The organism is Pseudomonas sp. NPDC087185, assembly GCF_044744955.1.
Lineage (GTDB): Bacteria > Pseudomonadota > Gammaproteobacteria > Pseudomonadales > Pseudomonadaceae > Aquipseudomonas.
The window spans coordinates 196,709-216,250 of sequence record NZ_JBIUZK010000004.1 but is presented as its reverse complement, the minus strand read 5'-3'; the positions used below and the strand labels follow the sequence as shown (position 1 = coordinate 216,250).

Annotated in this window: 18 protein-coding genes; 5 read left to right on the top strand and 13 right to left on the bottom strand. The window is 63.1% G+C overall.

Features of this window, described 5'->3' with window-relative positions:
- Positions 1-42 precede the first annotated feature (42 nt).
- The 3 genes from phoB (at position 43) to ACIPIJ_RS15550 (ending at position 3,545) form a co-directional block, all read left to right on the top strand.
- Positions 43-732: a phosphate regulon transcriptional regulator PhoB gene (gene phoB, locus ACIPIJ_RS15560; RefSeq protein ID WP_003253341.1), complete on the top strand. Its 690-nt coding sequence runs from the start codon at positions 43-45 to the stop codon at positions 730-732.
- A 48-nt stretch (positions 733-780) separates the two neighbouring features.
- Entirely contained in the window at positions 781-2,088 is a 1,308-nt protein-coding gene (phoR, locus tag ACIPIJ_RS15555; RefSeq protein ID WP_401077961.1) for a phosphate regulon sensor histidine kinase PhoR, read from the top strand.
- Between the two features lie 116 nt (positions 2,089-2,204).
- The gene (locus tag ACIPIJ_RS15550; protein WP_401077958.1) at positions 2,205-3,545 is read left to right on the top strand and encodes a hemolysin family protein; all 1,341 of its coding nucleotides are present in this window, start codon (positions 2,205-2,207) and stop codon (positions 3,543-3,545) included.
- Between the two features lie 6 nt (positions 3,546-3,551).
- Here the strand turns inward: ACIPIJ_RS15550 and ACIPIJ_RS15545 are convergent, their stop codons facing one another.
- The 8 genes from ACIPIJ_RS15545 to ACIPIJ_RS15510 form a co-directional block, all read right to left on the bottom strand.
- Complete coding sequence (locus tag ACIPIJ_RS15545; protein WP_401077955.1) at positions 3,552-4,454, bottom strand: M23 family metallopeptidase; 903 nt, start codon at positions 4,452-4,454, stop codon at positions 3,552-3,554.
- Between the two features lie 140 nt (positions 4,455-4,594).
- Entirely contained in the window at positions 4,595-5,497 is a 903-nt protein-coding gene (locus tag ACIPIJ_RS15540) for a response regulator (RefSeq protein WP_401077952.1), read from the bottom strand.
- Positions 5,498-5,662: 165 nt separating this feature from the next.
- Complete coding sequence (phoU, locus tag ACIPIJ_RS15535) at positions 5,663-6,433, bottom strand: phosphate signaling complex protein PhoU (protein WP_401077950.1); 771 nt, start codon at positions 6,431-6,433, stop codon at positions 5,663-5,665.
- Positions 6,434-6,512: 79 nt separating this feature from the next.
- Positions 6,513-7,346 (bottom strand): phosphate ABC transporter ATP-binding protein PstB, encoded by an 834-nt coding sequence (gene pstB / locus ACIPIJ_RS15530; protein WP_401077948.1) that lies wholly within the window; start codon positions 7,344-7,346, stop codon positions 6,513-6,515.
- 72 nt (positions 7,347-7,418) lie between these two features.
- A complete protein-coding gene (pstA, locus tag ACIPIJ_RS15525; protein ID WP_401077946.1) occupies positions 7,419-9,089 on the bottom strand; it encodes a phosphate ABC transporter permease PstA in 1,671 nt (556 codons plus the stop codon).
- Between the two features lie 17 nt (positions 9,090-9,106).
- Positions 9,107-11,395: a phosphate ABC transporter permease gene (locus ACIPIJ_RS15520; protein WP_401077943.1), complete on the bottom strand. Its 2,289-nt coding sequence runs from the start codon at positions 11,393-11,395 to the stop codon at positions 9,107-9,109.
- 137 nt (positions 11,396-11,532) lie between these two features.
- Positions 11,533-12,531, bottom strand: a complete 999-nt coding sequence (locus ACIPIJ_RS15515; protein ID WP_401077941.1) for a phosphate ABC transporter substrate-binding protein PstS — start codon at positions 12,529-12,531, stop codon at positions 11,533-11,535.
- 164 nt (positions 12,532-12,695) lie between these two features.
- On the bottom strand, positions 12,696-13,985 hold the full coding sequence (locus ACIPIJ_RS15510; protein ID WP_401077938.1) for an MFS transporter: 1,290 nt from the start codon (positions 13,983-13,985) through the stop codon (positions 12,696-12,698).
- Positions 13,986-14,345: 360 nt separating this feature from the next.
- On the opposite strand from ACIPIJ_RS15510, the gene ACIPIJ_RS15505 reads away from it, so the two are divergent.
- Positions 14,346-14,744 (top strand): acyl-CoA thioesterase, encoded by a 399-nt coding sequence (locus ACIPIJ_RS15505; RefSeq protein ID WP_012274860.1) that lies wholly within the window; start codon positions 14,346-14,348, stop codon positions 14,742-14,744.
- 71 nt (positions 14,745-14,815) lie between these two features.
- Entirely contained in the window at positions 14,816-15,712 is an 897-nt protein-coding gene (locus tag ACIPIJ_RS15500) for a D-hexose-6-phosphate mutarotase (RefSeq protein ID WP_401077935.1), read from the top strand.
- A gap of 70 nt (positions 15,713-15,782) precedes the next feature.
- On the opposite strand, the gene ACIPIJ_RS15495 is transcribed toward ACIPIJ_RS15500, so the two are convergent.
- The 5 genes from ACIPIJ_RS15495 to ACIPIJ_RS15475 form a co-directional block, all read right to left on the bottom strand.
- Positions 15,783-16,316, bottom strand: a complete 534-nt coding sequence (locus tag ACIPIJ_RS15495; protein ID WP_401078953.1) for a DUF3299 domain-containing protein — start codon at positions 16,314-16,316, stop codon at positions 15,783-15,785.
- Positions 16,317-16,364: 48 nt separating this feature from the next.
- Complete coding sequence (locus ACIPIJ_RS15490; RefSeq protein WP_401077932.1) at positions 16,365-16,610, bottom strand: GlsB/YeaQ/YmgE family stress response membrane protein; 246 nt, start codon at positions 16,608-16,610, stop codon at positions 16,365-16,367.
- A gap of 108 nt (positions 16,611-16,718) precedes the next feature.
- On the bottom strand, positions 16,719-17,801 hold the full coding sequence (locus ACIPIJ_RS15485; protein ID WP_401077929.1) for a 5-(carboxyamino)imidazole ribonucleotide synthase: 1,083 nt from the start codon (positions 17,799-17,801) through the stop codon (positions 16,719-16,721).
- Between the two features lie 10 nt (positions 17,802-17,811).
- Positions 17,812-18,303 (bottom strand): 5-(carboxyamino)imidazole ribonucleotide mutase, encoded by a 492-nt coding sequence (purE, locus tag ACIPIJ_RS15480; RefSeq protein WP_401077927.1) that lies wholly within the window; start codon positions 18,301-18,303, stop codon positions 17,812-17,814.
- 243 nt (positions 18,304-18,546) lie between these two features.
- Positions 18,547-19,461 carry a LysR substrate-binding domain-containing protein gene (locus ACIPIJ_RS15475; RefSeq protein WP_401077924.1) on the bottom strand — a complete coding sequence of 305 codons (915 nt, stop codon included), beginning with the start codon at positions 19,459-19,461 and terminating at the stop codon, positions 18,547-18,549.
- Between the last annotated feature and the right edge of the window lie 81 nt (positions 19,462-19,542).

The window sequence follows — 19,542 nt, the reverse complement described above, 5'->3', positions numbered from 1 at the left end:
CTAATGCGGGCCAGACACGATATTCCAGGAGAGGTTGAGAGCATGGTTGGCAGAAACATTCTGATCGTCGACGACGAAGCGCCGATTCGCGAGATGATCGCCGTTGCCCTGGAAATGGCCGGCTATGACTGCCTGGAAGCCGAGAATTCACAGCAGGCTCACGCGATCATCGTCGACCGCAAACCCGACCTGATCCTGCTCGACTGGATGCTGCCCGGCACCTCCGGCATCGAGCTGGCCCGCCGCCTCAAGCGCGACGAGCTGACCGGCGATATCCCGATCATCATGCTCACCGCCAAGGGCGAAGAGGACAACAAGATCCAGGGCCTGGAAGTCGGTGCCGACGACTACATCACCAAGCCATTCTCGCCACGCGAGCTGGTGGCGCGCCTGAAGGCCGTGCTGCGCCGCACCGGCCCAAGCGACAGCGAGGCACCGATCGAAGTCGGCGGCCTGCTGCTCGACCCGATCAGCCACCGCGTGACCATCGACGGCAAGCCAGCCGAAATGGGCCCCACCGAATACCGCCTGCTGCAGTTCTTCATGACCCACCAGGAACGCGCCTATACCCGCGGCCAGTTGCTCGACCAAGTCTGGGGCGGCAACGTCTATGTCGAGGAGCGCACCGTCGATGTGCACATCCGCCGCCTGCGCAAGGCGCTGGGTGAAGCTTACGAAAATCTGGTACAAACCGTCCGGGGCACTGGCTACCGCTTCTCGACCAAGAGCTGATCGAGCACCCAAGCGTCTAGCTGCACGTTGTTGTACAAGGACCGTCAATTGAACCAGAACTGGCACGCGACCCTGATTCGCCACTTGCTGCTGCTGATCACTGTCTGCCTGATCGGCGGCCTGGTCAGCGGCTACTACGGCTGGAGCCTGGCCATCGGCCTGGGGTTTTACCTGGGTTGGACCCTCAAACAGTTGCTGCGCCTGCACGACTGGCTGCGCAACCACCAGCCCGACGAAGCACCACCCGACGGCTACGGCCTGTGGGGCGAGGTGTTCGACAGCATCTATCACCTGCAGCGCCGCGACCAGCGCGTGCGCGGCCGCCTGCAGGCGGTGATCGACCGGGTGCAGGAATCCACCGCCGCCCTGCGTGACGCGGTGATCATGCTAGACAGCGACGGCAACCTGGAGTGGTGGAACCGCGCCGCGGAAACCCTGTTGGGCTTCAAGACCCCGCAGGATGGCGGCCAGCCGGTCACCAACCTGGTGCGCCACCCGCGCTTCAAGGAATACTTCGAGTCGGAAAATTACGCCGAACCGCTGGAAATCCCCTCGCCGATCAATGACCGCCTGCGCGTGCAGTTGCACCTCACCCGCTACGGCAACAACGAGCACCTGATGCTGGTGCGCGACGTCACCCGCATCCATCAGCTCGAACAGATGCGCAAGGACTTCGTGGCCAACGTCTCGCATGAGCTGCGCACGCCCTTGACGGTGATTACCGGCTACCTGGAAACGCTGCTGGATAACGTCGAGGACGTGAACCCGCGCTGGAGCCGTGCGCTGCAGCAGATGAGCCAGCAAGGTTCGCGGATGCAGACCTTGCTCAACGACCTGCTGCTACTGGCCAAGCTGGAAGCCACCGACTACCCGTCGGACAACCAACCGGTAATGGTCGACACCCTGCTCAACGCGATCAAGAACGACGCCCAGGCGCTGTCCGGGCCGCGCAACCAGCGCATCACCCTGGAAGCCGCGCCTGGCCTGCGTTTGAAGGGCAGTGAGTCGGAACTGCGCAGCGCCTTTTCCAACCTGGTGTTCAACGCGGTGAAGTACACCCAGGACCAAGGCAACATCCGCATCCGCTGGTGGGCCGACGAACAGGGCGCGCACCTGTCGGTGCAGGACTCGGGGGTGGGCATCGATGCCAAGCACCTGCCGCGCCTGACCGAGCGCTTCTACCGCGTCGATTCCAGCCGCGCCTCCAACACCGGGGGGACCGGGCTGGGGTTGGCAATCGTCAAGCATGTACTGATGCGCCACCGCGGGCGCCTGGAAATCAGCAGCGTGCCGGGGCACGGCAGCACCTTCACCTGTCACTTTACCCCGGCACAATTGGCCAACGACAAGGGTTGATGCCAAGGGCTACTTTGCTTTTGCCGCCCCAGCCGCTACATTGGATCCCCTGTGCCAGCAAACGCTGGCACTTTTCTTTCTACCTTTTCTAAGACGGACCCCGTAAAAAATCCATCATGGACCCTTCCCCTGGTATCAGCCTCACCTCGCTCTTCGCCGATTTCGGCATGATCCTTTTTGCCTTGTTCCTGGTGCTGCTCAACGGCTTCTTCGTTGCCGCCGAGTTCGCCATGGTCAAGCTGCGCTCCACGCGCGTCGAGTCCATTGCCGAACAGCACGGCTGGCGCGGCAGCATCCTGCGCAAGGTACACAACCAGCTCGACGCCTACCTGTCAGCCTGCCAGCTGGGCATCACCCTCGCGTCGCTGGGCCTGGGCTGGGTCGGCGAGCCAGCCTTCGCCCACCTGCTCGAGCCGCTGCTGGCCTACTTCGGCGTCGACACACCCGAGCTGATCAAGGCCGTGTCGTTCTTCGTGGCCTTCTTCGTCATCTCGTACCTGCACATCGTGGTCGGTGAGCTGGCGCCCAAGTCGTGGGCAATCCGCAAGCCCGAACTGCTGTCGCTGTGGACGGCTGTGCCGCTGTACCTGTTCTACTGGCTGATGTACCCGGCCATCTACCTGCTCAACGCCAGCGCCAACACCATCCTGCGCATCGCCGGCCAGGGCGAGCCCGGCCCGCACCACGAGCACCACTACAGCCGCGAAGAGCTCAAGCTGATCCTGCACTCCAGCCGTGGCCAGGACCCAAGCGACCAGGGCATGCGCGTGCTGGCCTCAGCCGTGGAAATGGGCGAACTGGAAGTGGTCGACTGGGCCAACTCGCGTGAGGACATGGTCAGCATCGACGCCCATGCGCCGCTCAAGGAGATCCTCGCCCTGGTGCGCCGCCACAAGTTCAGCCGCTACCCGCTGTACGACGCCGATCGGGAGGAATTCACCGGGCTGCTGCACATCAAGGACCTGCTGCTGGAGCTGGCCGAACTCGAGCACCTGCCGGAAACCGTCGACCTCGAAGACCTGGCTCGCCCACTGGAGCGTGTCTCGCGGCACATGCCCCTGTCCCAGTTGCTGGAACAGTTCCGCAAGGGTGGCGCGCACTTCGTGCTGGTCGAGGAAGCTGACGGTAAGGTAATCGGCTACCTGACCATGGAAGACGTGCTGGAAGTGCTGGTGGGCGACATTCAGGACGAACACCGCAAGACCGAGCGCGGCATCCTGGCCTACCAACCGGGCAAGCTGCTGGTGCGTGGCGACACACCGCTGTTCAAGGTGGAGCGCCTGCTGGGCATCGACCTTGACCACATCGAGGCGGAAACCCTGGCCGGGCTGATCTACGAAACCCTCAAGCGCGTGCCTGAAGAAGAGGAAGTGCTGGAAGTCGAAGGCCTGCGCATCATCATCAAGAAGATGAAAGGGCCTAAGATCGTGCTGGCCAAGGTGCTCAAGCTCGACTGACCGTCCTCAAGGGTTGCCGGCCGTAAAGTCCGGCATCCCGCCAATCGGCCGATCGAACTGGAACGGTATCGACTCCAGCGCCAGCCCCACGTTGCGCTGTACCACGAAGTGCAAGTGCGGCCCACTGCTGTTGCCGGTATTGCCCGACTTCGCCAGCGCCTGCCCCAACGCCACCTGCTGCCCCTCCGCCACCACCACCGAGCCGCGCGACAGGTGCAGGTACACACCCATGGTCCCGTCAGGGTGCAGAATGCGCACGAAATTGCCGGAGGGGTTGGTCCCTCGCCCGCTCTGGTTGTTCTCGACCTTCACTACCATCCCACCCCGCGCCGCAATGATCGGCGTGCCCTCCGGCATGGCAATGTCCATGGCGTAGCGGCCTTTGGGACCGAAATGGCTGAAACGGCCGTTGGGCCCCTGGCTCAGGCGGAAGGGGCCACCCTTCCACGGGAAGGGATAACGATAGGCCTGTGAACGCTGGCCGGGGTCGCCCATGGCGTACTGGAAGTTGCTGGTGTACCTGAGCGGCCCGCCAGGGGCCGCCAGCACCGAGCTGAGCACCTTGGTCGAGCGCGGCCCGACCACAGCCCGCACGGTGCGCGGGGCATTGCCGCCAAAGGCATTGGCCAGCCGGTCGATGCGCAACTCGACCTGCATCGGCACGTACAGCTCGTTGCGCACCATGAAGCGCACGCCCCCGGGGAACGGCTCGGTCTGCAGGCGCACCTGGCCGTCCAGGCGTTCGAACATCGGCTCTCGCAGTTCGAAAGCCTTGGCGCCTGGGCTTGGGCGTTCGGAGTAGGAGGCCACGCCGAAATTGTCGGTGGTCTTGTAGAGGGTCATGCCCACGCTCGACGCCGACGCCGAAAGCAAGGCACACAACAGCAGCAAGCGGGCGGTGGCGGGCATGATAGTGGCTTTTTGACAGTGATGTTCTGTCGAAGCCTAGCAGCGGGATTCGAGAGCGGTATGACAGTTGGTCGGAAGACCACCGCGGACCCTATGGGAGCGGGCTCACCCGCGTCCATAGGGTTTGGTGTATCGCTGAACTAGGCGCCAGGCGTGAAGTGCTTCTGCGCGGTGCCGCGGGCAATCAGCCGCGACAGGTAATCAAGCTTCTGCGCATCCTGGTCGACGAACTTGAAGGTCAGCTGCAACCAGTCGCTTTCCGGCTTTGGCTCCAGTGCCGCGATGGCATGCAGGTAACCGTTCAGGCGGGCCACCTCCGCGTTCTCGCCCTGCTCCAGATCGAGTACGGCACCTTCGAGTACCTGTGGCAACGCAGCACTGCGACGCACCACCAGCAGCGCTTCTTTCAGGCTCAGCGCCTTGATCACGCAAGGCTGGGTGCCGCTGGACAGGCGCAGCTGGCCTTGACCACGGCCGGACTGCGCAGCAGCTGCCGCCGCCGTCTGCGGTTGCGGTGCGTTGATCAACGGTTTGGCCGCAGCAGCAGCGGGCGCTGCGACCTTGACCGCTTCGGGCTTGCCGCCGGTCAACGCGCTCAACGAATCGTTGGCGAATGCCGAATTGACCCGCGCCGGGCCACCGGCCATCAGGCTTTCCAGCTTGCCGATCTTGGTCAGGGCTTTCTTCACCTTGGTCAGCAGCTGTTCGTTGGTGAACGGCTTGCCGACGAAGTCGGAGACGCCGGCCTGAATGGCCTGGATCACGTTCTCCTTGTCGCCACGGCTGGTCACCATGATGAACTGCAGGTTCTTCATCTCGGGCTGCTGGCGGCACCAGGTCAGCAGTTCCAGGCCGGACATCTCCGGCATCTCCCAGTCGCACAGGACCAGGTCGAACTCCTCCTTGGCCAACAAGGTCATGGCCTTGCGGCCGTTGACCGCGTCTTCGATGACCATGCCCGGGAAGGCATTACGCAGGCACTTCCTTACCAGATCACGGATGAACGGCGCGTCATCCACGACCAGCACATTGACTTTACTCATCGATACTCCTCTTGAACCCGGACTAGCCTACCGCCGATTGGTGGCCATTTGCCAAATACTGGGCCACGCCGGGACTTCTTTGCATCGTTCGCGGGTGCCTGCTGACTGCTCTGGCGCAAACGAAAACGCCCGGCCAAGGCCGGGCGTCGATGCTCGGGAGCAATCTTATTTATCGTCCGGTTCAGCCGGAACATTAGCGATTTCGGCCTCATCGACCGCAGTGCCCTGAACTTCCGCCTTCATGCGCTTGAGGCCCATGTGGCGCACGTCGGTGCCGCGCACCAGGTAGATCACCAGTTCCGAGATGTTGCGCGCGTGGTCGCCGATACGCTCCAGCGAACGCAGGGCCCAGATGACGCTCAGTACCCGCGAGATCGAGCGCGGGTCTTCCATCATGTAGGTCACCAGCTCACGCAGCGCGGTCTTGTACTCGCGGTCGATGGTCTTGTCGTATTGGGCTACCGACAGCGCCAGGTCGGCGTCGAAGCGGGCAAAGGCGTCGAGCGCGTCGCGCACCATGTTGCGCACCTGGTCACCGATGTGGCGAACCTCGACGTAACCGCGCGGCGACTCACCTTCCTCGCACAGTTGGATGGCGCGGCGGGCGATCTTGGTCGACTCGTCACCGATGCGTTCCAGGTCGATCACCGACTTGGAGATGCTGATGATCAGGCGCAGGTCGGAGGCCGCCGGTTGGCGACGGGCGAGGATGCGCACGCATTCCTCGTCGATGTTGCGCTCCATCTGGTTGATCTGCTCGTCCACTTCACGCACCTGCTGGGCCAGGCCCGAGTCGGCCTCGATCAGCGCGGTGACCGCGTCGTTGACCTGCTTCTCGACCAGGCCGCCCATGGCCAGGAGGTGGCTGCGCACCTCTTCGAGCTCGGCGTTGAACTGCTGGGAAATGTGGTGCGTCAGGCTTTCTTTGTTGATCATCGTTTCGCTCCGCGAAGAAGCTGCAAGCTTCAAGTAGTTCGTGTCGTTCCCTGGCCCCCGCGCCTGCTGGGCGCGGTTCCTAGCCGTAGCGACCGGTGATGTAGTCTTCGGTCTGCTTCTTCGCCGGGTTGGTGAACAGGGTGTCGGTATCACCGAATTCGACCAGTTTGCCCATGTACATGAACGCGGTGTAGTCCGAAACACGGGCCGCCTGCTGCATGTTGTGGGTGACGATAACGATGGTGTACTTGGATTTCAGTTCGTAGATCAGCTCTTCGACCTTCAGCGTCGAGATCGGGTCGAGTGCCGAGCACGGTTCGTCGAGCAGCAGGACTTCAGGCTCGACGGCGATGGTACGGGCAATCACCAGACGCTGCTGCTGGCCGCCGGACAAACCCAGTGCCGAGTCGTGCAGGCGGTCCTTGACCTCATCCCACAGGGCCGCGCCCTTCAGTGCCCACTCGACGGCCTCGTCGAGCACGCGCTTCTTGTTGATGCCCTGGATACGCAGGCCATAGACCACGTTCTCGTAGATGGTCTTGGGGAACGGGTTGGGCTTCTGGAACACCATGCCCACGCGGCGGCGCAGCTCTGCCACGTCCTCGCCCTTGCGGTAGATGTTGTTGCCGTACAGGTTGATGGCGCCTTCCACGCGGCAGCCGTCCACCAGGTCGTTCATGCGGTTGAACGTGCGCAGCAGGGTCGACTTGCCGCAGCCGGACGGGCCGATGAAAGCGGTCACGCGCTGCTTGGGGATGTTCAGGCTGACGTCGAACAACGCTTGTTTGTCGCCGTAGAACAGGCTCAGGCCCGGTACTTCGATGGCCACGGTTTCTTCGGCCAGGCGCAGGCCCTGCTTGTCGCGGCCCAGGGCAGACATGTCGATGCCGTGGGTGTGGGATTCTTGCTGCATGGTCAACTCCATACGCTATCAATTCGTTTCAAAGGGCCGCCCGGCTGCGGGCGGCACGCTTGCACATCAGGCTCAGTGGTCGAGCGCCTTGTACTTCTCGCGCAGGTGGTTACGGATCCACACCGCCGAGAGGTTGAGGGTGGCGATCACCATCACCAGCAGCAGCGCGGTGGCATAAACCAGCGGCCGCGCGGCCTCGACGTTGGGGCTCTGGAAGCCGACGTCGTAGATGTGGAAGCCCAGGTGCATGATCTTCTGGTCCAGGTGCAGGTACGGGTAGTTGCCATCCAGCGGCAGCGACGGCGCCAGCTTCACCACACCGACCAGCATCAGCGGCGCCACCTCACCGGCGGCGCGGGCCACAGCGAGGATCATGCCGGTCATCATCGCCGGGCTGGCCATTGGCAGCACGATCTTCCACAGTGTCTCGGCCTTGGTCGCGCCCAGCGCCAGCGAACCCTCACGCACGGTGCGTGGGATACGCGCCAGGCCTTCTTCGGTAGCCACGATCACCACCGGCACCGCCAGCAGCGCCAGGGTCAGCGATGCCCACAGCAGGCCCGGGGTACCCAGGGTAGGCGCCGGCAGCGATTCGGGGAAGAACAGGCGGTCGATCGAGCCACCCAGCACATACACGAAGAAGCCCAGGCCGAACACGCCGTAAACGATGGCCGGGACGCCCGCCAGGTTGTTCACGGCGATGCGGATCAGCCGCGTCACCGGGCCTTGCCGGGCGTATTCGCGCAGGTACACGGCCGCCAGCACGCCGAACGGGGTGACGATCACGGCCATGATCAGGGTCATCATCACGGTACCGAAGATGGCCGGGAAGATCCCCCCCTCGGTGTTCGCTTCACGCGGGTCGTCGCTGAGGAACTCCCACACCTTGGCGAAGTAGGTGCCCATCTTGGTCAGCGCGGACATGCCGTTCGGCTGGATGGCGTGCACCACCTTGCTCAGGTTGATCTCCACTTCGCGGCCGTTGCCGTCCCGGGCCACCAGGCTGTCGCGGGCGAAGGCCTGGTGCAGGCCGCTGAGGCGGTCTTCGATGGCCTTGTAGCGGCTGTTCAGCTCGGCACGTTCGGCGTCCATGTCGGCCTGGGCAGCTGCGTCCAGTTTGCCGTCCAGCTCCAGCTTACGGCTTTGCAGGCGCAGCCGTTCCAGGCCATGGTTGATGGCACCGATGTCTTTCTTCTCAAGCTGCTGCAGCTCGCCGTTGAGCTGGTTGGCACGCTTGAGGCGGGTTTGCAGTTCGTTCCAGGCAGCAGGGCCTTGGGCAACCACGCGGCCGTCTTCCTTCACGCTGACCAGATAACCGTAGAAGTTGCCCCACTCGCGGCGCTCCAGGGCGATCAGCTCGGCCGGGCGCTGCTCATCGACCAGCCAGTCGCCGACCACCCAGGTGAAGTCGCTGCCGTTGAGGTCGCGGTTACCTACCTTGATCAGCTCGCGGGTCATGAACTTAGGGCCTTGGTCCGGCACTGGCAAGCCAGCACCCTTCAGGCGCGCGCGCGGGACTTCTTCCTTCTGTACCACTTCACCGATGACGATGTGGTCTGCCTGGCCCGGCACTTTGTAGGTGGCCTGGACCAGGTCGGCCGGCCAGAAGTGGCCGAGGCCGCGCACGGCGATCACCGCCAGCAGGCCGACGGTCATGATCACCGCCATGGCGACCGCGCCACCGCTGATCCAGACGCCTGGGGCGCCGCTCTTGAACCAGCCTTTGAGGGAATCCTTTTTCACGGATCTCTACCTTTCTATCAAAGCGACGAGTATTTCTTGCGCAGACGCTGGCGAATCAGCTCGGCCAAGGTGTTCATGATGAAGGTGAACATCAGCAGCACGAGTGCGGCGAGGAACAGCACACGGTAGTGGCTGCCGCCGACTTCGGATTCGGGCATTTCCACCGCCACGTTGGCGGCCAGGGTGCGCATGCCTTCGAACAGGTTCATCTCCATCACCGGGGTGTTGCCGGTGGCCATGAGCACGATCATGGTCTCACCCACCGCACGGCCCATGCCGATCATCAGTGCCGAGAAGATACCCGGGCTGGCGGTGAGGATGACCACGCGGGTCAACGTCTGCCACGGCGTCGCACCCAGGGCCAGGGAGCCCAGGGTTAGGCTGCGCGGCACGCTGAACACGGCGTCTTCGGCGATCGAGTAGATGTTCGGGATGACCGCGAAGCCCATCGCGATACCCACTACCAAAGCGTTGCGCTGGTCGTAGGTGATCCCCAGGTCGTTGGTGATCCACAGGCGCATGTCACCGCCGAAGAACCAGGTTTCCAGGTAGGGGCTCATGGTCAGGGCGAACCAGCCGGTGAACAGGATCACCGGGATCAGGATCGCGGCCTCCCAACCATCCGGGACGCGCAGGCGCAGTGACTCCGGCAGGCGGCTCCAGGTGAAGCCCGCCAGCAGGATGCCGAACGGCATCAGCAGGAACAGGCTGAACACGCCCGGCAGGTGACCTTCCAGGTAGGGCGCCAGGAACAGGCCGGCGAAGAAGCCGAGGATCACCGTCGGCATCGCCTCCATCAGCTCGATCACCGGCTTGACCTTGCGGCGCATGCCCGGGGCCATGAAATAGGCGGTGTAGATGGCGGCGGCAATGGCCAGCGGGGCCGCCAGGATCATCGCGTAGAACGCGGCCTTGAGGGTACCGAAGGTCAGGGGCGACAGGCTCAGCTTGGGCTCGAAGTCGGTGTTCGAAGCGGTCGATTGCCAGACGTACTTGGGCTCGTCGTAGTTCTCGTACCAGACCTTGCCCCACAGAGCACTGAAGGACACTTCCGGGTGCGGGTTCTTCAGGCTCAGTGGCAGCAGCTTGCCGCCTTCTTCGATGATGATGCGGTTGGCACGTGGCGACAGGGCCAGGATGCCGGGGCCTTCGGCAGCAGGCTCGACCAGCAGGGTGCGGTGCGCGGTGCTGTGGAACACGCCGAGCTGGCCGTCGCTGTCCAGGGCGATGAAGCCCTTGCGGCGCTCTTCGGCATCGATCTGCACGACCGGCGCCTTGCCCATCTGGAAGGTACGAATCTGCTTGAAGCGCGATTCGCCGTCCGGGTCGCGGGCCATGAACCACTGGGCCAGGCCGCCTTTGGAGTCACCGATGATCAGCGAGATACCGCCGACCAGTTGCGCCGTGGCGGTGATCTCGGTGTCGGCGTTCTCGGACAGCTTGTAGCGGCCATTGAGGCTCTTGTCGCGCAGGCTGAAGACGTCTGCGGTGGCACGCCCGTTGATCACGTACAGCCACTGCTGGCGCGGGTCGATGAAGATGTTCTTCACCACCTCGGTCATCTGCGGCAGCTCGATGCGGTTCTGCTCGGTGGTGACCTCTTCGGTCATCATGTTTTCAGTGCGGGTCAGCTCGATGACCTGCAGGTGCGCGCCGGTGGAGCCGGCCAGCACCAGGCTGTCGCCATTGACGTTGACGCTGACGTGCTCCAGCGCACGGCCCTGGTCGTCAAGCACGAACGGCTCCTCGCCGTATGGATAGTCGACGCCAGGGGTGATGGTTTTCTTGTTGTCCGGGTAAGTGATCTTGTAGGTGTGGTGAAACACCAGCGCCTTGCCGTTGGACAAGCCCAGCACCACCATCGGGCTACCCGGCTGGTCGGTGCTGATCGAACTGACCTGGGTACCTGCTGGCAGCGGCAGGTCGACGCGCTTGAGTTCGTTACCGGTCTTGGTATCGAAGAACAGCGCCTGCCCCTTGTCCGAAACACGCATGCCGACCAGGTTCTGCTCTTCAAGGGCGATCATCAGCGGCTTGCCGGCATCCTGCTGCAGCCAGGTCGGCTCCAGGGCTTTCTTGCTGGTCAGCTCGGCGCCCTGGAACAGTGGCAGGACCACATAGGCCAGGTAGAAGAAGATCAGGGTGATGGCTGCCAGCACGGCAAGCCCGCCTACCAGGACATACCAGCGGGTCAGGCGATCCTTGAGCGCGCGCATGCGGCGCTTGCGTTGCAACTCGGGCGTATTGAAGTCAATCCGCACGGGCGGGGAATTTGGGGTCATTGTGGAATTGGCCAGATCATTCATGCGCACACCCTAGCGGTCCCGTATGACAAAAACATGACAGTGAGTTGACGCAAAAAAGCCCGCCGCCAGGCGCCCTGGCTTCGGACCGAGTATTCGTGGAAAAGGCCAGCGTCAGTGCCGGCCTCCTCCTCAGTTACTTACTTCTTTGCAACGTTGCCGGCGTGGGACAGGCCCAGGTCAGCCAGGGTCTTGTCGACCACTTTGGCCGGCAGCGGGATGTAGCCATCCTTCACCACAACCTGCTGGCCTGCTTGCGACAGCACCAGCTTGACGAACTCGGCTTCCAGCGGGGCCAGAGGCTTGTTCGGGGCCTTGTTGACGTAAACGTAGAGGAAGCGCGACAGCGGGTAGGTGCCGTTCAGGGCGTTGGCTTCGTTGTCTTCTACGAACTCACCGCCTTCTTTCTTGGCCAGGGCCACGGTCTTGACGCTGGCGGTCTTGTAACCGATACCCGAGTAGCCGATGCCGTTCAGCGAGGAGCTGATCGACTGCACGACCGAAGCCGAGCCAGGCTGTTCATTGACGTTAGGCTTGAAGTCGCCTTTGCACAGGGCTTCTTCCTTGAAGTAGCCGTAGGTACCCGATACCGAGTTACGGCCGAACAACTGCACGGGCTTGTTGGCCAGGTCGCCGGTCACACCCAGGTCGCCCCAGGTTTTCACGTCGGCCTTGGCACCGCACAGGCGGGTCGAGGAGAAGATCGCATCGACCTGGGCCATGGTCAGGCCTTTGATCGGGTTGTCCTTGTGCACGAACACGGCCAGGGCGTCGACGGCGACCGGGATGGCGGTAGGCTTGTAGCCGTACTTCTGCTCGAAGGCCTGCAGCTCGACGTCCTTCATCTTGCGGCTCATTGGGCCGAGGTTGGCGGTGCCTTCGGTCAGCGCGGGTGGCGCGGTGGAGGAGCCGGCCGCCTGGATCTGGATGTTTACGTTCGGATATTCCTTCTTGTAGGCCTCGGCCCACAGAGTCATCAGGTTGGCGAGGGTGTCCGAACCGACGCTGGAGAGGTTGCCCGAAACACCGGTGGTCTTGGTGTAGCTCGGGATTGCTGGGTCGACAGCGGCTACCGCATTGGCGGTTGCAACGCCAGCGGCGGCGAAGGTGAGGGCCGCCATCAAACGCTTCAGTTTCATGCCTTGCTCCTAGCAGGAATATTGGGGGTGTTGGATGGAACGGGCCCAAGTATCTGCAGGCCGCATGAACACGATATGACCCCAATGTGACAATTGGATGAAAGGCCATCACTGGAAATCCAGGATGGCCTTTAACGATGTTGCGGGAGCGTTGGCGGATAGGGTCAGCGCTTTTTCGCCAGCAAGTACAGCCCGACCAGCAGGCCGACGGCGCACAGGCCGGCTACATAATAGGCAGGCGCCATCGGGCTGACCTTCAGCAGCGCCGTCACCACCATCGGCGTCAGGCCGCCGAAGATGGCATAGGCCACGTTGTAGGAGAACGACAGGCCGCTGAAACGCACCGCTGCCGGGAACGCCTTGACCATCACATAAGGCACGGCGCCGATCACGCCCACGCACAGGCCGGTGATGGCATACAGCGGGAACAGCAGTTCGGGGTGGGTCGGCAGGCTGTGGTAGAAGGTCCAGGACGTCACCAGCAGCAGCAGGCTGCCGATCACGAACACGCGGCCTGCACCAAAGCGGTCGGCCAGGCTGCCGGAGCCGATGCAGCCGAGGCTGAGCAGCACGATCGCCAGGCTGTTGGCCTTCAGCGAGTCGGTCGGGCTGACGTGGTAGATGCTTTGCAGCAACGCCGGGGTCATCAGGATGACCACCACGATGCCCGCCGAGAGCATCCAGGTCAGCAGCATCGACAGGATGATCGGGCCGCGGTGATCACGCAGCACGGCGCGCAGCGGCAGCTCTTCGGCCAGTGCCTTGCGCTGCTGCATCTCGGCGAATACCGGGGTTTCGTGCAGCCACCGGCGCAGGTACACCGAGAACAGGCCGAACACACCGCCGAGCAGGAACGGGATACGCCAGGCGTAATCAGCCACTTCTTCCACGCTGTAGACGCTGTTGATCAGCGTCGCCACCAGCGAACCGAGCAAAATGCCCGCGGTCAGGCCGGCGGTCAGGGTGCCGCAGGCGTAACCGGTGTTGCGCGCCGGCACATGCTCGGAGACGAACACCCAGGCGCCCGGCACCTCACCGCCAATCGCCGCGCCCTGGATCACGCGCATCAGCAGCAGCAGGACCGGCGCCCACAGGCCGATCTGTGCATACGTGGGCAGCAAACCCATGATCAGCGTCGGCAGGGCCATCATGAAAATGCTCAGGGTGAACATCTTCTTGCGCCCCAGCAGGTCGCCGAAGTGGGCCATGATGATGCCGCCCAGAGGCCGCGCCAGATAGCCGGCGGCGAAAATGCCGAAGGTCTGCATCAGGCGTAGCCACTCAGGCATGTCGGGCGGGAAGAACAGCTTGCCGACCACCGTGGCGAAGAACACGAAGATGATGAAGTCGTAGAACTCCAGGGCTCCGCCGAGGGCGGACAGTGAGAGGGTCTTGTAGTCACTGCGGGTCAGCGGCCGCGAGGGCTGCTCGATACTGCTCGGCACGGAGGTCATCGCTCGTTTTTCTCTTGTAGGTAATGCAGGCCGCTTGGCACGCGGCTTCTGGATTGCTCGGACAGGCGAAGATAGCAAATTGCCTAGCCGTGCTGAAAGCGATACAAAATCCATACAGATATTCATGAATGCGCGGTCGTCGCTGAGCGATTGGCTATATATACTGGCCGTTCGTAGGAAAAGGTTGCCGCCTATGTGGGATGTTGTGCGAAAACGCCGGTCTTGATGTCAGACGGTTTCGCAGAGTTTCCCTACGGCCGTCCCGCGAAACGAAATCGGCGTAGTATGTTTCAAGCTGAATCGTTTACCCGGCCTTTGCGCCACACCAACGAAAGCGTCACGGGTCAGAGGCCCCACCGCATGATTGAGCTCGAACAAGAAGACCCTATCCCGCAAGGCGACCTGGCCTTGCAGATCACTGCGTTGCCCCGCGAAACCAATGGTTTCGGTGACATCTTTGGCGGCTGGCTGGTCGCCCAGATGGACCTGGCCGGCACCGCAATGGCCAGCCGCGTCGCGGGCGGCCGAGTGGCCACGGTGGCCATCGACCGCATGGCCTTCCTGGTGCCGGTGGCCGTGGGCGCGCAACTGTCCTTCTATACCCAAACCCTGGAAATCGGCCGCAGCTCGATCCAGATGATGGTCGAAGTGTGGAGCGACGACCCGTTGTCCAGCGAATGGCGCAAGGTCACCGAAGCCGCGTTCGTGTTCGTCGCCATCGATGGCAGTGGCCGCACCCGCTCGGTGCCTCGTCGCTGAGCCACACGCGCGGTAAACTCATTGCACGTCACCGGGTCGAAGGCCCACAGGCAATCAATGAGACGAGCGCAATGGCTACCTACAAGGTCGAAACCGAGCAACACGGCGAACTCAACTGCTGGCGCATCAGCAGCGACCATGCCGAACTACTGATCGCCCAGCAGGGTGCGCAGATCCTCAGCTATCAGCGCCTTGGCGAGCCGCCATTGCTGTGGCTGAGCGATCAGGCGATCTTCAGCAAGGGCAAGTCGGTGCGCGCCGGCGTGCCGGTGTGCTGGCCGTGGTTTGGAAATCTGCAGCGTAACCCTCAAGCCGTACAGAGCATGTACCGTGGCGAACAGCCCCCCGCGCATGGGTTGGCCCGCACGCGTGAGTGGCAGCTGTTGGGCATCGAAGAAACCGGCAGCGCACTGCGCATCGAATTCGAACTGCCAGCGGCCCAGGGCGACTTGCCCGATTGGCCGCACAACGTCGAGCTGAAGCTGCTGGTGGTCATGGGTGACGCGCTGGAGCTGAGCCTGACCAGCCGCAACAGGGGCAATACCCCCGTCACCATCAGCCAGGCCCTGCACAGCTATTTTGCCGTCAGTGATGTGCGCCAGGCTCGGGTCGAAGGCGTTGAAGGGCTGAGTTACATCGAGACCCTGGCTGACTGGGAGCAGCGCCAGCAGCAGGGGGCGCTGACGTTTGCCGATGAGACCGACCGCATCTACCTGAACACACCTGCGCAATTGAGTATCGTCGACCCACACTGGAACCGGCGCATCACCTTGAACAGCCAGGGTTCGCGTTCGGCGGTGATCTGGAACCCCTGGACCGACCGGGCCAGGGAGCTACCGGACATGGCCGATGAAGGTTGGCAGCGGATGCTGTGCATCGAGACGGCGAACGTCTGGGATGATGTGGTGACGGTGGCACCTGGTAAAAGCGTTGCGTTGACCTTGTCGATCAGTAGCGAAGCTCTCTGATTCGGCAGATTCAGCGAACTTACCGGCCTCTTCGCGGGGCAAGCCCGCGAAGAGGCCGGTGTGGGCAACCTCAAAGATCAGCATCCTCCACCACCCTCACCTTCCCCGCATCCAGCGCATACGCTGCATCGGCGAGGTCATTGCTGACCTTCTCTACCTTCAACGTCCCGCTGACCCACAACGGCGTGTAGATGTCGTCGATTTTCAGCCCTTTCGGGTAACGCACCAGCACCAACTGGTTCGGCGGCGGCGGCGGCACGTGGATGCAGGCCCCCGGGTATGGCACCAGGAAGAACAGTGTGCTGTTGCCCTTGGCATCGCTCTCCAGCGGCACCGGGTAACCGCCCAGGCGGATGTCCTTGCCGTTCATGGCCGCGACGGTCTTGGTCGAATACATCACCGCCGGCAGGCCCTTGCTCTGTTTCAGGCCACCCTTGTCAGTGAAGGTACCCATGGCCTCAGGCGAGTTGTGGTCGATCTCGGGCATCTGTTCGAGGGCTTTCTGATCCGACTTGGGCATCAGCTCCAGCCAGTCGGTTTCAGGCAGTTCGGCATGGGCCAGGGTGCTGGCCAAAAGCAGGGGAATGAGGAAGAAGGCACGCATGGCAATGCTCGGCAACTCGGATGAATTGCCGGGCATTCTAACCACTATTCAGCGTTTCTTGATGAATCCGTAGATCACCAGCAGGACCACGGCACCGACCAGCGCGCCAAAGAAGCCCGCCCCCTGCCCGGCCTGATAGATCCCCAGTGCCTGGCCGCCATAGGTAGCGATCAGGGAGCCGGCAATACCCAGCAGGATGGTCATGATCCAGCCCATGCTGTCGTCGCCCGGCTTGATGAAGCGGGCCAGCAGGCCGACGATGAGGCCGATGAAGATGGTTCCAATGATGCCCATGGCAATCCCTCTGCAGTGAATATGGAGCCAGCCAAAGCCTAGACCGGCTTTGGCTGGTTGCCATGTTCAGAGGGCACGCCGCTTGCAGAAGTTCGATTTGCCGCCCGATCAGTTGCTGATCAGCGCCTCTACTTCGGCAATCTTGCGCTCGAGAGTGGCCATGTCCTGGCAACGCAGGGTGGCGTGGCCGACCTTGCGCCCGACCTTGAAGGCCTTGCCATAGTGGTGCAGGTGGCAGTCGTCGATGGCGACAACCTTGTCCACCGCAGGCACTTCACCGATGAAGTTGAGCATGGCGCTCTCGCCGACCTTGGCGGTCGAACCCAGCGGCAGGCCGGCAACGGCACGCAGGTGGTTCTCGAACTGGCTGCACTCGGCGCCTTCGATGGTCCAGTGCCCGGAGTTGTGCACACGCGGGGCGATTTCGTTGGCCTTGAGGCCACCGTCGACTTCAAAGAACTCGAACGCCATCACACCGACGTAGTCCAGCTGCTTGAGCACGCGGCCGACGTAGTCCTCGGCCAGCGATTGCAGCGGGTGCGCCTGGCTGGCCACCGACAGGCGCAGGATGCCGCTGTCGTGGGTGTTGTGCACCAGCGGGTAGAAGCGCGTTTCGCCATCGCGGGCACGCACGGCCACCAGCGACACTTCGCCGGTGAACGGCACGAAACCTTCCAGCAGGCACGGCACGCTGCCCAGTTCGGCGAAGGTATCGACCACATCTTCAGGCGTGCGCAGGACCTTCTGGCCCTTGCCGTCGTAACCCAGGGTACGGGTCTTGAGCACGGCCGGCAGGCCGATGCTGGCCACTGCGGCATCAAGGTCGGCCTGCGAAAGGATGTCGGCGAAGGCCGGGGTCGGAATACCCAGGTCGCGGAACATGCTCTTTTCGAACAGGCGGTCGCGGGCGATGCGCAGGGCTTCGGCACTCGGGTAGACCGGCACGAACTGCGAGAGGAAGGCCACGGTCTCGGCCGGGACGCTTTCGAACTCGAAGGTCACCAGGTCGACTTCGTCGGCCAGCTGGCGCAGGTGGTCCTGGTCGCCGTAGTCGGCACGCAGGTGCTCGCCCAAGGGCGCGGCGCAGGCGTCCGGCGCCGGGTCGAGGAAGGCGAAGTTCATGCCCAGCGGAGTGCCCGCCAGGGCCAGCATGCGGCCCAGCTGGCCGCCACCGATTACACCGATCTTCATGGGTTCAGCCTCAAGCCTGACGTGGGTCTGGATTGTCCAGCACGGTGTCGGTCTGCTCGGTGCGGAACTGCTTGAGCGCCGCGTGATAGTGCGGGTACTTGGCGCCGAGGATGCTCGCCGACAGCAGCGCGGCGTTGATCGCACCGGCACGGCCGATGGCCAGGGTGGCAACGGGTACGCCAGCTGGCATCTGCACGATCGACAGCAGCGAATCGACACCCGACAGCATCGACGACTGCACCGGCACGCCCAGCACCGGCAGGTGGGTCTTGGCGGCGCACATGCCTGGCAGGTGCGCAGCACCACCGGCGCCAGCGATGATCACCTCGATACCACGCCCTTCGGCTTCTTCAGCGTACTGGAACAGCAGATCCGGGGTGCGGTGGGCGGAAACCACCTTCACTTCGTAGGGAATGCCGAGTTTTTCCAGCATATCGGCGGTGTGGCTAAGGGTGGACCAATCGGACTTGGAGCCCATGATCACGCCAACCAGTGCACTCATCGTCGAGCCTCTCCTGCAAGCGCCTTCTGGCGCGCTAAAAGCAACAAGCCACGCAGGTGGACCGGCGTGGCTTGTCATACGGATTCTGAATCGACCAGGCTGGCCGAAGGCGCGGGATTATAGCGTACGGATGGGTAAACCGCCCAGCCCCGCATGCACATTGGCGGATCAAAGGCAAGCTGTCTCGCGGGACAACTTTTTGCGGGGCGGCGAGGTTTCCACTTCAGTCATGCACCTCAGGCCTCAAATGGCCCCTTCACCCTGAGCGCCTGTCTCCAGCTTGCGCCACAGCAGGCGCACATTGGCCTTGCGCACCAGCGCACAACGGTACAGGCGGATTTCCAGCGGCACGTGCCACTGGCTGGCGCCGCAGATCGCCAGTTCGCCCCGCTCCAGTTCACCGCGCATCGACAAGCGCGGCACCCAAGCGATGCCCATGCCCTCCAGCGCCATGCTCTTGAGGCTGTCAGCCATGGCCGTTTCATAAACAGTGGTATAGCGCAGGTTGCGCTGGCGCAGCAGCAGGTTCACCGAACGGCCCAGAAACGCGCCGGCACTGTAGGCGAGCAAGGGCACGCTGCTGTCGCCTTCAAGGTCGAACAACGGTTTGCCGTCGCCGTCCACAGCGCACACCGGGAGCATTTCAGTGGTGCCCATGTGCAGCGACGGGAAGATTTCGGCGTCCATCTGCAGTGCGGCATCAGGGTCGTAGAACGCCAGCATCAGGTCGCACCCCCCCTCGCGCAATGCATGCACCGCATCTCCGACGTTAGTCGCAACCAGACGGGTGGCGATGTTCAAACCATCGTTGCGCAACTGGGCAACCCAACGCGGGAAAAAGCCCGATGCCAGGGAGTGTGCCGCGGCGATCTGGATGACCTCGCCCTGCCCACCTTCGAGGTGATGCAAGTGGCGGAGAACTTCGCTTAACTGGTCGACAACCGTGCGCGCGGTGACCAGAAAAAGCTGGCCCGACTCGGTCAGTTCGATCGGCGTGCGGGAACGATTCACCAGCGTCAAACCCAGGGCTGCCTCCAGGCTGCGTATGCGCCGGCTGAAGGCTGGCTGGGTGACAAATCGGCGCTCAGCCGCTTGCGAAAAACTGCGCGTGGAGGCCAGCGCACTGAAGTCTTCCAGCCATTTGCTTTCCAGGTTCACGAAGCATCTCTCCCGGCGTGCACCAAAATGGAACACGCTCGAATGTCAATTGGCGTCACATGAAACACTATGCCGTTTGTG